Source organism: Alkaliphilus peptidifermentans DSM 18978, from assembly GCF_900101495.1.
Lineage (GTDB): Bacteria > Bacillota > Clostridia > Peptostreptococcales > Natronincolaceae > Alkaliphilus_C > Alkaliphilus_C peptidifermentans.
This window is the reverse complement of record NZ_FMUS01000035.1, coordinates 12516-26957: the sequence shown is the minus strand read 5'-3', so window position 1 is coordinate 26957 and position 14442 is coordinate 12516. Positions and strand designations below refer to the sequence as shown.

Annotated in this window: 13 protein-coding genes; 5 read left to right on the top strand and 8 right to left on the bottom strand. The window is 32.8% G+C overall.

From position 1 onward, the window contains the following. Positions 1 to 70: 70 nt before the first annotated feature. The 7 genes from BLP68_RS19115 to BLP68_RS19085 form a co-directional block, all read right to left on the bottom strand. On the bottom strand, positions 71 to 835 hold the full coding sequence (locus BLP68_RS19115; protein WP_091547136.1) for an ABC transporter permease: 765 nt from the start codon (positions 833 to 835) through the stop codon (positions 71 to 73). Then, a complete protein-coding gene (locus BLP68_RS19110) occupies positions 804 to 1856 on the bottom strand; it encodes an ABC transporter substrate-binding protein (protein ID WP_242877038.1) in 1053 nt (350 codons plus the stop codon). Before BLP68_RS19110 ends, BLP68_RS19115 begins: the two co-directional genes overlap by 32 nt. 318 nt (positions 1857 to 2174) lie before the next feature. After that, positions 2175 to 3899, bottom strand: coding sequence for an NADH-dependent [FeFe] hydrogenase, group A6 (locus tag BLP68_RS19105; RefSeq protein WP_091547134.1), 1725 nt, complete (start codon positions 3897 to 3899; stop codon positions 2175 to 2177). Further along, the gene (locus BLP68_RS19100) at positions 3892 to 5187 is read right to left on the bottom strand and encodes a complex I 51 kDa subunit family protein (RefSeq protein WP_091547132.1); all 1296 of its coding nucleotides are present in this window, start codon (positions 5185 to 5187) and stop codon (positions 3892 to 3894) included. Before BLP68_RS19100 ends, BLP68_RS19105 begins: the two co-directional genes overlap by 8 nt. Next, complete coding sequence (locus BLP68_RS19095; protein WP_091547131.1) at positions 5188 to 5661, bottom strand: NADH-quinone oxidoreductase subunit NuoE family protein; 474 nt, start codon at positions 5659 to 5661, stop codon at positions 5188 to 5190. It abuts the gene before it with no gap. Between the two features lie 15 nt (positions 5662 to 5676). Beyond that, positions 5677 to 6033, bottom strand: a complete 357-nt coding sequence (locus BLP68_RS19090; protein ID WP_091547129.1) for a (2Fe-2S) ferredoxin domain-containing protein — start codon at positions 6031 to 6033, stop codon at positions 5677 to 5679. A gap of 530 nt (positions 6034 to 6563) precedes the next feature. Then, entirely contained in the window at positions 6564 to 9215 is a 2652-nt protein-coding gene (locus BLP68_RS19085) for a sigma 54-interacting transcriptional regulator (RefSeq protein WP_091547127.1), read from the bottom strand. Positions 9216 to 9505: 290 nt separating this feature from the next. On the opposite strand from BLP68_RS19085, the gene BLP68_RS19080 reads away from it, so the two are divergent. The 3 genes from BLP68_RS19080 to BLP68_RS19070 are packed head-to-tail and all read left to right on the top strand — an operon-like array spanning position 9506 to position 11366. After that, complete coding sequence (locus tag BLP68_RS19080) at positions 9506 to 9877, top strand: GntR family transcriptional regulator (RefSeq protein ID WP_091547126.1); 372 nt, start codon at positions 9506 to 9508, stop codon at positions 9875 to 9877. Beyond that, on the top strand, positions 9874 to 10572 hold the full coding sequence (locus BLP68_RS19075) for an ABC transporter ATP-binding protein (protein WP_091547124.1): 699 nt from the start codon (positions 9874 to 9876) through the stop codon (positions 10570 to 10572). The genes BLP68_RS19080 and BLP68_RS19075 overlap by 4 nt, the downstream gene beginning before the upstream one ends. Further along, positions 10566 to 11366 (top strand): hypothetical protein, encoded by an 801-nt coding sequence (locus BLP68_RS19070; RefSeq protein ID WP_091547122.1) that lies wholly within the window; start codon positions 10566 to 10568, stop codon positions 11364 to 11366. Before BLP68_RS19075 ends, BLP68_RS19070 begins: the two co-directional genes overlap by 7 nt. 245 nt (positions 11367 to 11611) lie before the next feature. Here the strand turns inward: BLP68_RS19070 and BLP68_RS19065 are convergent, their stop codons facing one another. After that, positions 11612 to 12028, bottom strand: a complete 417-nt coding sequence (locus BLP68_RS19065) for a rhodanese-like domain-containing protein (protein WP_176759116.1) — start codon at positions 12026 to 12028, stop codon at positions 11612 to 11614. Positions 12029 to 12393: 365 nt separating this feature from the next. Here BLP68_RS19065 and BLP68_RS19060 point away from each other — a divergent pair, with 365 nt between their 5' ends. Next, the gene (locus tag BLP68_RS19060; RefSeq protein ID WP_091547119.1) at positions 12394 to 12594 is read left to right on the top strand and encodes a cold-shock protein; all 201 of its coding nucleotides are present in this window, start codon (positions 12394 to 12396) and stop codon (positions 12592 to 12594) included. A gap of 234 nt (positions 12595 to 12828) precedes the next feature. Continuing rightward, on the top strand, positions 12829 to 14418 hold the full coding sequence (locus BLP68_RS19055) for an ABC-F family ATP-binding cassette domain-containing protein (protein ID WP_091547117.1): 1590 nt from the start codon (positions 12829 to 12831) through the stop codon (positions 14416 to 14418). Positions 14419 to 14442 lie beyond the last annotated feature (24 nt).

Sequence of the window (14442 nt, the reverse complement as noted above, 5' to 3'; positions counted from 1 at the left end):
TTTTATTAATATGTAAAAAAATGAAAATTTTCTTGACCTGATTATGGATTTTTTAGTTTTTTTATATTCATTATTTATTGATTTTTTGAGATTTCTCCATAAATTCAGTAAAAACACCCTCAAATAATAGACTTAATAGAATTACTACAAAAGTCCATGCAAATAATTCATTAGACTCTAAATATACCTTAGCGCTATAGAGGTTACTACCTATTGCATTTCTTGGATGACTTAACACTTCTGCTGCAACAGTAACCTTCCATCCTAAGCCTAGAGAAGTAATAACAGCAGCAGTTAAATATGGTTTAATCGATGGTAGATATATTTCTTTTAAAACTATTAGTCTATTTACACGATATACCTTAGCCATTTGAATAAGCTTATCATCTATGTTACAAATCCCAGTTACGACATTAGTCCATATTACAGGAAAGCACATAAGTACACATATGAAGATTGGTACATTAGAAGAAGAAATCCAAATCAAAGCAATAATTATAAATGATAATACAGGAGTAGATTTGATAACAGTAATGAGGGGACTAACTATTTGGTAAATATGACGATTTAGTGATGATACAATACCAACTAATACTCCAATGATTATAGATATTAAAAGACCTATTATTACTCTGTATATTGATGTAAAAACAGATTTCCAAAATATAGGCAAAAGTACTAAGTCTACTAATGTTATAAATACATTTATAGGAGAAGGTACATATATATCTCTTTTAATAACTAAATGAATAATTTGCCACACTGCAATCCAAAATACAAATACTAAAGTTTTGCTTAAGTATCTATTGATCTTTTTTATAATAGAATCCTTCATCGGCTAATCTACCCCCAACTGATTTAGGATCAAAGTCAAATAGTACTTTATAATACTCTTGAAGGAAAGATTTTGCTTCCTGAGCATCTAGATATACAATATTTGAATACGGAATTGCTCTTTTGGCAATAGCTGCATTGGGAAGAATGTGATATTTTTCAATTAATTCAGCTGCCTTATCAATTTCATAATTAACGAAAATTACTGACTGCTTATACTCATCTAAGAATATTCTTAATGCATCAGGATTTTCTTCTGCAAACTTCCTCTGTACAATTATACATCCCATAGCCAATTCCCCATTTGTACTCATAACACTATTCCATTCTTCTGTAATGTCGAGTGCAATTCTTAGTTTTTCGTTTTTCATTATTGCTGAAGTTACATGTGGTTGAGGTAACAATGCTATATCGACATCTCCCTCCACTAATGCTGCCGCCAATTCAGAATGTTGAAGCTTATAATCTAATATTACATCTTTATCAATTATTAAATTGTTTTCCCTCATAATATATTGAAATATATAATCAGGAGAAGCACCTTTCCCACTTGTATAAACTGTCTTACCCTTTAAATCATCCATAGTGTTTATGCTATTACCATTTTCTAAGATGTATAGTACTCCTAAAGTGTTCACCGCTACCAATTGAACCTTTCCTTCTGTTCGATTATACAATAGGAGAGCTAAATTAGTTGGGATTGCCGCCACATCAACTTCCCCATTGATTATTTTACCTACTAAATCATCAGGGCTTCCTACCAATGTAAAGTTATATTTTAAAGATGAATCTCCATTTTCACTTTTATCAATTAATTCAACCATTCCCATTCCTGTAGGTCCCTTTAAAGCCCCAACATTAAAATTTATTTTTTCAACAGGTATAATACCATTATCATTATTATAGGTAGCTTCGTCCGTTGTTTTAGAATCCTTCACTAAGCTGCAAGAAGATATGGTTAATACGAAAAAAGTTATACAAATTAGAGTGACGGCTTTTTTTAACACAGTATTAATCATCATTTAGATACCTCCAATACTAATGAAATATCACTATTTATTTCAGTAACTATAGTTTAGTCTATTGATAAAATAGATTTATATATTTTACGTATAATTGATTTTTATGAAGGAAATTTGAAATTAATTAAAAATTCTAACTTTATCATATCATAAACCCAAAAAATGTTAAATTTATATTGTAATTAAAAATCCCCTCTAATTAATTGGCCTAAGCTCCTAGCAAAATGTTTTAGAACTATAACCTATAAAATTCATATTTGAATTAAGTAATAAATAAAAATCTGAGTGACTAGTATTAATTCTAGTCACTCTTCCTTACTATTCTTTACTTCTATCGGTATAATGTGTATGAAGAAGTTGATGTGATTTTTCCCCTAATGGTTGCTGCAGAAATTCTTCATATAAAGTTTTTACTACAGGATTGAGATGAGACTTTCGTAACTCTGATAGTAAATCCACCTTATATATTGCTTCTATTCGTTTTTCTTTAATCTCATTGGTACTAGGTATTGGCTGACCTCCACCACCAATACATCCTCCAGGACAACACATTATTTCAATAAAATGATAATCAGCCTTTCCTTCTTTAATCAAGTCTAATAGTATTTTTGCATTCTTTAGTCCATTAGTAACAGCAACATTAATATTTAGCTCCCCAACAGGAACATTAGCTTCTTTAAATCCAGAAATACCTCTTAAGTTTTCAAAGTCTATTTTTTCCAACTCATTTCCAGTAACCACTTCGTAAACTGTCCTAAGTGCTGCTTCCATAACACCTCCTGTGGCACCAAAAACTGCACCAGCTCCTGTAGATATTCCAAATGGGTCATCAAAGCCCTCTTCATCCAACTCTTCAATTCGAATTCTTGATTCCTTTATCATTTTAGCCAGTTCTCTAGTTGTAATGACAATATCAACATCTTGATAGCCATTATCCTGCATCTCTTCTCTTTTTGCTTCCGTTTTCTTAGCAGTACATGGCATAATAGAAACAACGATGATATCAGAAGGATTAATATCTGTCTTTTGTGCATGATATGATTTTATTAACGCTCCAAACATTTGCTGCGGTGATTTACATGTTGATAAATGTCCCAATAATTCTGGATAGAAGAATTCAATATATCTTATCCATCCAGGACTACAGGATGTTAGCATTGGTAGTTTCCCATTATTCTGAATTCTATGGAGCAATTCATTCCCTTCTTCAATAATGGTTAAATCTGCAGTAAAGTTAGTATCAAAAACACTATCGAAGCCTATTTTTCTTAGAAAGCTTACAATTTTTCCTGTAACAATACTACCTGGCTTCATACCAAAGGCTTCTCCTAATGCTACTCTAACGGCAGGAGCTATTTGGACTACAACATGCTTATTGCTGTCCTCTAATGCTCGCCATACTTCTTCTATATTATCCTTCTCATAAATCGCTCCCACTGGGCATACATTGATACACTGTCCACAATAAACACATTGAACATCACATAGATTTTTCTCATAGGCTGGCGCAATTCTCATTTCATGACCTCTGTTGACAGTGTATATAGCTCCTACCCCTTGAATTTCATCGCAAGCCTCAATACATCTACCACATTTTATACATTTACTTTGGTCTCTTACAATAGAGGGATTTGATTGGTCGATTGGAAGAAGGTTAGTGAATTTATCTAAATCATTTTCTTCAATATTTAGTTCCTCACACAAGGTTTGTAATTCGCAGTTTCCATTTCTTTTACAGCTTATGCATTCACTATTATGATTTGCCAAGATAAGCTTCATGATCATTTTTCTTGCTTCCCTTACTTTCATAGTATTTGTCTTAATTTTCATACCTTCTCTAATTGGTGTGCAACAGGCAGCTGAAAAAGAGTTTTGACCTTCTACTTCTACAATACATATTCTACAGCTTCCTTTTATATTCTGATCTGGGTGATAGCATAAAGTTGGAATATTTACATTTGTTTTTCTAGCTGCCTCCAGTATAGTTGTGTTTGATTCAACACTTACCTTCTGTCCATCGACAGTGACTATTATTTTATCCATGCTTTATCGCCTCCCCCTTAAGTTCACATACTCCTGTAGAACAATATCCTTCAACATGCTCCTTATACTCATCATAAAAATACTCTAAGGTAGTAAGGATTGCAGTTGGTGCTGCTTGCCCTAAACCACATAGTGATGACTCTTTCATTATTTTAGCTATATTCTTTATGATTTCAATGTCCCTATCTGTTCCATATCCATTTGTTATCCTTTCGACTGCCTTTAAAATATGTCTGTTTCCCTCTCTACATGAGGTGCATTTACCACATGACTCATGGATAAAAAATTCAGTGTTCATTTTCACAAAGTCTAATATGCAACAGGTTTTATCCACAGCCAGTATTGCTCCTGATCCTAACCCTATAGCATGTTTATTAAATTCATCAAAGTCAAGCTTTAAATCCAAAAGTTTTTCCGGTAGACATGCACCAGAAGATCCACCTATTTGAATAAATTTCAGCTCATTTTCATTCTCTATTCCTCCACATATGTCATAAATAATATCCCGTAAACTCACTCCAAATTCCACCTCAAATACTCCTTTATTAACTATATTCCCACTTGCAGAAATTAATTTAGTACCACTGCTTGCAGCTGTTCCATATTTCTTGAATTCATCTGCTCCAACAGATAAAATTAATGGGATATTGGCTAAAGTTTCAACGTTATTCACTAATGTCGGTCTCCCCCACAGGCCATAATTAGGAGGATAGGGAGGTTTAAATCTAGCTCTTCCAGTATTACCTTCAATCGACTCTATTAACGCTGTTTCTTCTCCACATACATAGGCTCCTGCACCAGATCTGACCTCAATATCAAAGTTAAAGTCTTGGCCCAGTATATGTTCTCCTAAGTAGCCTTCTGTCTTTAATATATTAGTGGCTTTTTTAAACATATCTATAGATTTGGGATATTCTCCACGAATATATATATATCCCTTGCTGGCTCCAACTGCATATGCTGCAACCAACATTCCTTCAATTATTTGCATTGGGCATCCTTCTAATAACACCTTATCTTTAAAGGTTCCAGGTTCTCCTTCATCTGCATTACAAATCACATATTTTTCGGTGGCTATTTCTGCAGCTACAAGCTGCCACTTAAGTCCTGTTGGAAAAGAAGCTCCACCCCTCCCCTTTAAGTTAGAGTCTTTTATTAAAGAGACAATTTCTTCTGGACTCATATGAATCAATGCTTTTTCAAAACCAGAAAAACCGCCATTATCTCTATATTCTTTTAAAGATAGAGGTTTGATTTTACCACACAGCTTAGATACAAAGCTTTTCACCTATATCGCCTCCTTTTTTAGGGTTTCAACTAGCTGCTTCACTTTATTTTCATCTAAATTACCATAAATTTTTTCATTTATCTTAACAGCTGGCGCAATTTGACATGCCCCAAAGCAACTAATATATTCCATTGAAAACAACCCATCAGTTGTGACTTCTCCAATTCGAATACCAAGATTCTTTTCAAATGCTTCAACAACATTTTTTGCTTTATTAATATAGCAGGGGCCACTGTTGCAAATCTGGATTACATACTTTCCTTTTTTCTTTGTGGATAGCATAGAATAAAATGAAGCGATACCATAAACCTTACTAAAGGAAATCTTCAATTCTTTTGAGATAATTTTTAGTTGTTCTTCTGTAATATAGTGCTCTTCGTTTAGTAACTGAGCTTCGATTAAAATTTCAATTAGTTTATCTGATGTATAGCCTATCCTTTCAACAATTTCAATAGTATTACTTTTCAGATCCATAGTAATCTTTCCCCCCTACATTTTTATTAGCCATTCGTCCATCTCTTCATTAAGAATTGCATGTGAAACAATAATTGCTCTTGCCTTATCAGCAGTAACAAATTCATATGTGAACCTTTTCCCATCAGGTGTGTAAATATCTAGTAAAGGTTCTTTTGAACACAAACCAATACATCCAGTTGTCTCAATAATGACATTATCAATTTTGCCTGTAGCCAGTACCTCCTGTAATGATTTTAATACCTCATTAGCCCCAACAAATATACTGCATTTTCCATAGCCTAATATTGCTCTATATTTTCCTCTATGTTTATTACGAATGCCTTCTTCTCCGGATTTTCTTAAGGAATTGTAAAAATCCATTGAACTCATATATAGGACCTCCTTTTTTTATTAACTTATTAATATACATTGCATACCTCATGCCAATTTTTTACTTTTTATTTGTTACCTTTCAGAAATTTGTATTTTTCAGGTGTTAAACGAGAAGATATTTTTTAAATTAAAAAAGAAGTGATTCTATAATCACTTCTGAGGTTGTTGAAAAAGTCAACAATATCCAGACTGATGAAAAAGCCACAGATTCGAGGCGCAAGAAAACCTAGCGACTGCAGCGTATACGTAATACGTAAGGGTGCTGGGTTTTTGCAGCAACGAAGAAGATGGGGGTTTTTCATCAGTCTGAGAAGTGATTCTATAATCACTTCTCAGGTTGTTGAAAAAGTCAACAATATCCAGACTGATGAAAAAGCCACAGATTCGAGGCGCAAGAAAACCTAGCGACTGCAGCGTATACGTAATACGTAAGGGTGCTGGGTTTTTGCAGCAACGAAGAAGATGGGGGTTTTTCATCAGTCTGAGAAGTGATTCTATAATCACTTCTCTTTAATGCAACACTGCATTTAATCATGCTTAAGTGCATTATTTTTTATATATTTTTGGATTTTCCTTACAACAGTTGATTGATTAACTCCAAGTGCTTCTGCCATTTCATATGTGTTACTATATTTTTCATAAGCTCTTTCTAATAGCTTCCTTTCTATAGTTTCTAATGCCTCTTTAATTGGTATGATTCCTTCTATATTAATCTTGTTTTTCATTTCATAGTTTCCCTCTAGTAAATATAGAGGTAAGTCCTTTTCATCAATTATGTCTCCTTTTGTTGTTACGCTCAATCTCTCGATAACATTTTCCAGCTCCCTTACATTTCCTAACCAATTATATTCTTTTAGTATTTTTTCAACATGTACAGTAACTTCTTTATTGCAACCATATTTTTGATTATATTTTTCAATAAAATGATGACATAATGGGATTATATCGCCTTTTCTTTTTCGCAATGGGGGTATCTCTATTGGTATTACATTTAGACGATAGTACAAATCAGGGCGAAATTTTCCTTCTTGAACCATTTTATATAAATCTTTATTTGTTGCTGCAATAATCCTAACATCTACTTCTGTTTCAGATATACCTCCTAGTCTTATTAATTTCTTTTCCTGTATTACTCTTAATAACTTTACTTGTAAATTTAATGGTAGTTCTCCAACCTCATCTAAAAAAAGTGTCCCTTTATGAGTAATTTCTATTAAGCCTGGTTTACCTTTCTTTTGGGCTCCTGTAAATGCACCCGTCTCATAGCCAAATAGCTCTGATTCAATTAAATTTTCTGGTATTGCTCCACAGTTAATACTTATAAGATGCTGGTTATTTCTTTTGCTTAGCTTATGTATAAATTTAGCAACAACTTCTTTGCCTACTCCAGATTCGCCTAAAATAAGAACTGTTGTATCAACCGTTGAAACACTACTTGCCAATTGAAGCACCTTCCCCATTTCCAAGCTATTTGCGATTATATTTTCACCATGAAACTCATATTTTTCAATTTTGTTTATACTATTTTCACGATATTTTTCTAATCTCATTGTTTCTTCTATTTGAGTACGTAGTTTATTTAACTCATCAATATCTCTCACGTTAGTTATAACCCTTTTAATACTTCCATCATCATCAAATATTGGTGTTCCAGTAGCAAGTCCTCGCTTATTCCTAATTATATTTTGTATAAAGGATATTCTTCTCTTCTCCTTTAAAGTCAAAAGTGTAGCTGATGGAAATATTATTTCATTATTTTCCATATCTTGAACTATTTTATCGCTACAAGCCTCTTCACATCCTATCATGCGAAGCCATGAATTGTTACACTTAAGTATTTTACCAAGTCCGTCAGTTACAACAATTCCATCATACGATGACTCGATAATAGTTTCAAGTTCATCCTTCAACATAGATGTTTCCTTTAGTTTTTCACTTAGCTCATTATTCAATTTTTCTTTTTTGAAAAGTAAATATGGAAGACACATATCAATCTCGGCTATGCCTTGAAATACAGCTACAGCCTTGTTTCTACAGGTACTATACCCACATGCTCCACAGTTTAGTTCATCCTCTTGTGAATACTTATATGTAATTTCAAGGATATTTTTGATTTCTTCTTCTGAGGGTAATGGTAAAATATTTCTTCTGTTTCTAAAGCTTCTTGAAAGATCTATTTGGTCATTTATCTCTATCTCTTTAGTTAGTTTGTTTTCTTCAAAATAACTATTAATAACATTTATTTTTTTATAATAATTTAGTTCACTATCCATTTTAGGTCCTTCAATGCAACCTTTACACATAAGCACATCAATTAATCTAATATCTATTTTATCTTTAGATAAAATATCAATCATCCGTAAACAATCCTGCTCACTATGTATAGATTCAAATTGATTTTTTTTTAGTTCTTTACACAGCTTTAGATTATTTTCAAATCCTATTGATAATGCAAATAATCTGCCTTTATTGGAGGCACACTGGTCAAAATCAGCATCTACAACTCTCTCCAAACTTATGTCTTTTTCTATTAAAATTTCTTTAATCTCTTCAAATGTCAGTACTATATCTATAATATCCTTAAATTGTGGATCTAAAGCCTCAGCTTTTTTAGCAATGCATGGACCAATAAAAACAATCTTTATATTTTGATTTATGAATTCTTCTCTAATAAGTCTTCCTGTAGCAATCATAGGGGATACAAAGGATGTTAAGTGTTGAATTAACTCTGGATAATGCTTTTCAATTAGAGAAACAAATGCGGGGCATGTTGTGGTTAAATATGTATTTTCTCTATTAGATTCCAAAAAAACATCCAACTGTTTACTTAATACCTCAGCACCAACAGCTACCTCCCAGACTTGATGAAAGCCTATATTCTTTAAAGCACCTACAACTCTTTTATAAGAGTGAGGATAAAAGCTGGCGATAAAGGATGGTGCCAGGCATGCAATAACTTTTTGGCATGATTCTAATAAATCTAATGTCTGTATCTTATAATCCACTACAATTTTTGCTTTTTGCGGACAACTCTTTACGCATTTACCACAGCTTATACATCTTGAATGAATAATGCTTGCCTGTCCTTGCTTGATTTCCACGGCATCTGCCGGACAGTTCCGTACACAGGAAAAGCATTGTTTGCATTTATTCATACTTATATTAATAATATCTTGCATTATCCCCACCCCCTAATGTTATATATGTTTGTCTAATTAAAGTTATATACTATTTGTAAATTTTTTCTACATTTAAATGATTTCACCTTTTTAATTTTAAAATTTTTTAAAGACCTTTTTAATAGAGTTTAATTTGTACTTAATCCAAGATTTTAAAATATTAGCAGCAAGCTATGTACCATTTGTTTGTTTTCGTCATAAAAAAAATTCCCAATATAATCTTGACAATATTTAATTATAAATGTATTATTGTATTAAGTAGTTAATACAATAATACAAGAGGTGATAAAATGTCATGGAATTTTAAGTCTGACAGACCTATATATATTCAATTGATTGATCAAATTGAGATGATGATATTCTCCGGCATATATCCTCCCGGCTCTAGGCTACCTTCTGTCCGTGATATGGCGCAGGAAGCTGCAGTGAACCCAAATACCATGCAGAGGGCACTTTCCAAACTGGAGGAAGACGGATTGATCATTACACACCGCACAAGTGGACGTTCAATAACGGAGGATGAGAACATGATTAAAAAAGCAAAGACTAGACTTGCACAGGAACAATTATCGGAATTTCTTGCAAATATGCAACACTTAGGTTTTGATAGAAAAGAGATTTTATCAATTATTTCTAATATGTTAGAGGAGATGAAAATATGAGTATAATACTGGAATGCAACAGCCTTACAAAGGCTTTTGGTAAGAAAAGGGCATTATCTGATATCAGCCTAAATATAGAAAAAGGAAAGATTATTGGACTCCTAGGTCCAAATGGTAGCGGCAAGACCACCTTTATAAAGCTACTTAACGGTCTACTGACACCTACAAGCGGAGAAATCCGTGTTTCAGGAATTCAGCCAGGAATTGAAACAAAAAAGATAATCTCTTACCTGCCTGAGAAAACCTATTTGAATGATTGGATGCGTGTACATCAGATTATTGAGCTATTCTGTGACTTTTATGAGGATTTTAAGCCAGAGAAGGCATATGATATGCTTAAAAGACTTAATATTAATTCAAATGACAGATTAAAGACAATGTCTAAAGGTACAAAAGAAAAAGTTCAACTGATTCTTGTCATGAGTCGGGAAGCAGAACTATATCTGCTGGATGAGCCTATAGGAGGTGTCGATCCAGCTGCTAGGGATTATATTTTGGAAACTATCATTAACAACTATAGCGCAAATTCCAGCATTATAATATCCACCCATCTTATATCTGATATTGAGAAGGTATTAGATCATGTCATTTTTATTAAAGATGGTCAGCTGGTTTTAACATCCTCCGTGGATGAAATTCGAGAGGAAAACGGCAAGTCAGTTGATGGTTTATTTAAGGAGGTATTTAAATGTTAAAGAAACTCTTAAAATATGAAGTTCAAGCTACATCAAGGATAATTTTACCCCTTTATGCTGCGTTGATATCTCTTGCAATAGTAAATAGAGTAATTTCTTCAATACCAATACTAACATGGCATGCTCCACAAATAATCAGTATGATTATTTACAATATGATTCTTATTGGAATGTTTATTATGACCTTTGTAATGATGATACAGCGGTTTTACAAGAATCTACTTTCAGACGAGGGATATTTGATGTTTACTTTACCTATTAAGTCATGGATGCATATAGCCAGCAAGCTGCTTATTTCTATGATGTGGATGGTAACAAGCGGGATAGTAGCACTAATATCAATCTTCATTATTGCTTTTGACATCATAATTACAAAAGAATTCTTACATGCTTCAGTTGTTTTTATTGGTGATTTCTTTAGATATTTTGGTCCGTTATCTGGTCTTTTCATTTTTGAAATATTATTGGTTGGGGTTGTTGGTCTAGCTTCAATGGTATTAATGATTTATGCATCTATAGCTATCGGACATTTATTCAACCGACATAAAATTCTTGCTTCAGTTGGGTCTTATATCGTTCTCACTACAATCTCTCAGATACTCTTTATCATAATGGCAGTCATTTCTAGTTATTTACCAACGCCTAGGCATCTTTCCATAGCAAATGATTTGCATGGCGTTGAACCAATTATTCACTATGTACTATGGTTTGTTATCATTTTCTCTGGAATCTTGACATCAGGTTACTTTATTTTGACTAATTATATTCTAAGTAAAAGATTAAATCTAGAATAATACTAAAAGGGGAGCTACGCTCCCCTGAGGTTGTTGAAAAAGTCAACAATATCTAGACTGATGAAAAAGCCACAGATTCGAGGCGCAAGAAAACCTAGCGACTGCAGCGTATACGTAATACGTATGGGTGCTGGATTTTTGCAGCAACGAAGATGATGGGTTTTTTTCATCAGTCTGAGGGGAGCTACGCTCCCCTTTTTAAAATATAAGTCCCTCCAGCTTTATAGCTTGAGGGACACTTAAACTCACTTATATAGTTTTTTGGGTTTAAGCATACAAGAACAAGCACCATGTAGTTCATTACCTAAGTCTTTAGATAAAGGCAACCCATTTCGATCCCATGCTACGATACCACCAATTAGATATGCAACATCCGAATAACCTTGTTCTAGCAAGAAATCAGCAACCTTAGGACTCTGCAGTCCTACACTATCAACAACAATTAAAGGTCTTTCTTTAGGTATCTCATGAAATTCTTCCTTGTATGAGCTAATAGGAAGTAAATATAAAGATTTTACATCTATAACTCGATAACTGGTTTCATATTCTGGTCTAATATCCACAACTATAGCTCCATTTTCCATGTAGTCAAAGGCATCTTTAGTCGAAAGTCCATTTGGCTTTTTTTTCAACTGATCTTGCTTGTTTAAATAATTAGGCATGTTTTTTTCCTCCATTTTACTAACAAGTTGAGTTTGTTTTCATATAATTCATATTTTCTATAAAAGCGATTAAATAACCTTCAGTATTTCCGATTGATTTTTCTGTTGCCCATATTATACCATTATATAGAAGCTATCACAAGGAAAGCAATATCTCTTCAAACCCACTTTAATAGTCTCTTCATTTGAAAAACTAATTTTCACATTGGTTGTTGATAGAGTGGAATTTAGTTTTTCAAATGAAGATTAATTGAAATTTTACAGTATTTGTTTTTATTTCAATATTATAGCTTTACAAATAAATAAATACGTGTTATACTTAGTAGATTGCTAATGCAACAATAAAATTATTTGGAGGTTTTTTAATGAAAACAGGTATCGTGAAATGGTTTAACGGAGAAAAAGGATTTGGATTTATCACTGTTGATGGTGGAGAAGATGTATTTGTACATTTTTCTGCAATTCAAGGAGATGGATACAAGAGCCTTGATGAAGGACAAAAGGTAGAGTTCGAAGTTGTTAAAGGTGACAGAGGAGCTCAAGCTGCTAACGTAGTTAGATTATAATCAACTAATATAATATTAATTATATTTTGCATATATAAACTACAAATAAGAACCTTGAAATATTTCAAGGTTCTTTCCTTTTTTATTTATGTTAATTGATAAATAGAATAATTAATATATCAATGTATAATGCCCTGATTAATGTAAGTTTACATACATTTTTTTATGTATTTTTATTGATTTTATGATATAATTACCGAGGCTTTTTAATTTTTAGTAGAGGAAGGTAATGGCGTGATAAATGTTACTAATTTAAGCTTAAGATATGGAGAGCGCAAGCTTTTTGAAGATGTTAATTTAAAATTTACACCAGGTAATTGCTATGGTGTTATTGGTGCTAATGGAGCTGGGAAAAGTACTTTTCTAAAGATTTTATCTGATGAAATAGATGCAAATACTGGTAGTATCCATATACCTGAAGGAATACGAGTTTCTGTATTAAAACAGGATCATTTTCAATATGATGACGTGCAAGTACTGGAAACAGTTATTATGGGTAATATTCGTCTGAATGAAATTATTAAGGAAAAGGATATACTATACTCTAAAGCAGAATTTACTGATGAAGATGGGATGAGGGCTGCCGAACTAGAGGCAGAATTTAGTGAGTTAAATGGTTGGGAAGCGGAATCTGATGCCTCTTCTTTACTTCAAGGCCTAGGAATTACTACTGACTTGCATTATGCAAAAATGGCAGATTTACAAGGGTCAGAAAAGGTAAAGGTACTTCTAGCCCAAGCACTATTTGGAAAGCCTGGAGTCTTGATTCTAGATGAGCCAACTAACCACTTAGATATTAAGTCGATTAATTGGTTAGAGGAATTTTTAATCGAGTTTGATGGTACTGTCATTGTAGTTTCCCATGACAGACACTTTTTGAATAAGGTTTGTACTCATATGGCAGATGTTGATTTCGGTAAAATAAAACTATTTGCAGGGAATTATGACTTTTGGTATGAATCAAGTCAATTAGCTCAGCAAATGATGAAGGATCAGAACCGAAAAAAAGAGGAGAAGGTTAAACAGTTACAAGATTTTATTGCTCGATTTAGTGCAAATGCTTCTAAATCTAAGCAGGCTACTTCTCGTAAAAAAATCCTTGAAAAAATCACCATTGATGATATTCAACCCTCTACTAGAAGATATCCATATGTTGGATTTAAACCAGAGCGTGAGGTCGGCAATGACATTTTAATAGTAGATGGTCTATCTAAAACCATTGATGGTAAAAAAATATTAGATAATATAAGCTTCACTGTTGCTAAAGATGACAAGATTGCCTTTGTAGGTTCTAATGAGCTTGTAAATACAACACTTTTTAAAATATTGACTGGAGAGCTTGAGGCTGATAGTGGTCATTTTAAATGGGGTGTCACTATTACTAATGCCTATTTCCCAAAGGATAATTCAGAATTCTTTAATGATGTTGACCTAAATTTAGTAGACTGGCTACGACAGTTTTCTGAAGAAAAGTCTGAAACTTATATTCGAGGATTTTTAGGGAAAATGCTTTTTTCTGGCGAAGAAGCACTTAAAGAACTGAAGGTGTTATCAGGAGGAGAACGTGTTCGTTGTATGCTATCTAGGATGATGCTCTCTAATGCAAACGTCTTAGTTTTAGATCAACCTACTAATCATCTTGATCTTGAATCTATTACTGCTTTAAACAATGGATTAAGGGATTATAAGAGTATTATTCTCTTTACATCCCATGATCATCAATTCATTCAGACTATTGCGAATAGGATAATTGAAATTACACCGGATGGAATGGTTGATGTTAAAATGACTTATGATGAATATTTAGAAACTATAAAGGCTTAAATAGCCTATAAATTTATAATAAAT

Bases quoted from the DNA above. Each gene is read 5' to 3' on its own strand.
- BLP68_RS19115 (WP_091547136.1), bottom strand. From the start codon at position 835: ATGAAGGATTCTATTATAAAAAAGATCAATAGATACTTAAGCAAAACT.
- BLP68_RS19110 (WP_242877038.1), bottom strand. From the start codon at position 1,856: ATGATGATTAATACTGTGTTAAAAAAAGCCGTCACTCTAATTTGTATA.
- BLP68_RS19105 (WP_091547134.1), bottom strand. From the start codon at position 3,899: ATGGATAAAATAATAGTCACTGTCGATGGACAGAAGGTAAGTGTTGAA.
- BLP68_RS19095 (WP_091547131.1), bottom strand. From the start codon at position 5,661: ATGGATCTGAAAAGTAATACTATTGAAATTGTTGAAAGGATAGGCTAT.
- BLP68_RS19090 (WP_091547129.1), bottom strand. From the start codon at position 6,033: ATGAGTTCAATGGATTTTTACAATTCCTTAAGAAAATCCGGAGAAGAA.
- BLP68_RS19085 (WP_091547127.1), bottom strand. From the start codon at position 9,215: ATGCAAGATATTATTAATATAAGTATGAATAAATGCAAACAATGCTTT.
- BLP68_RS19080 (WP_091547126.1), top strand. From the start codon at position 9,506: ATGTCATGGAATTTTAAGTCTGACAGACCTATATATATTCAATTGATT.
- BLP68_RS19075 (WP_091547124.1), top strand. From the start codon at position 9,874: ATGAGTATAATACTGGAATGCAACAGCCTTACAAAGGCTTTTGGTAAG.
- BLP68_RS19070 (WP_091547122.1), top strand. From the start codon at position 10,566: ATGTTAAAGAAACTCTTAAAATATGAAGTTCAAGCTACATCAAGGATA.
- BLP68_RS19065 (WP_176759116.1), bottom strand. From the start codon at position 12,028: ATGCCTAATTATTTAAACAAGCAAGATCAGTTGAAAAAAAAGCCAAAT.
- BLP68_RS19060 (WP_091547119.1), top strand. From the start codon at position 12,394: ATGAAAACAGGTATCGTGAAATGGTTTAACGGAGAAAAAGGATTTGGA.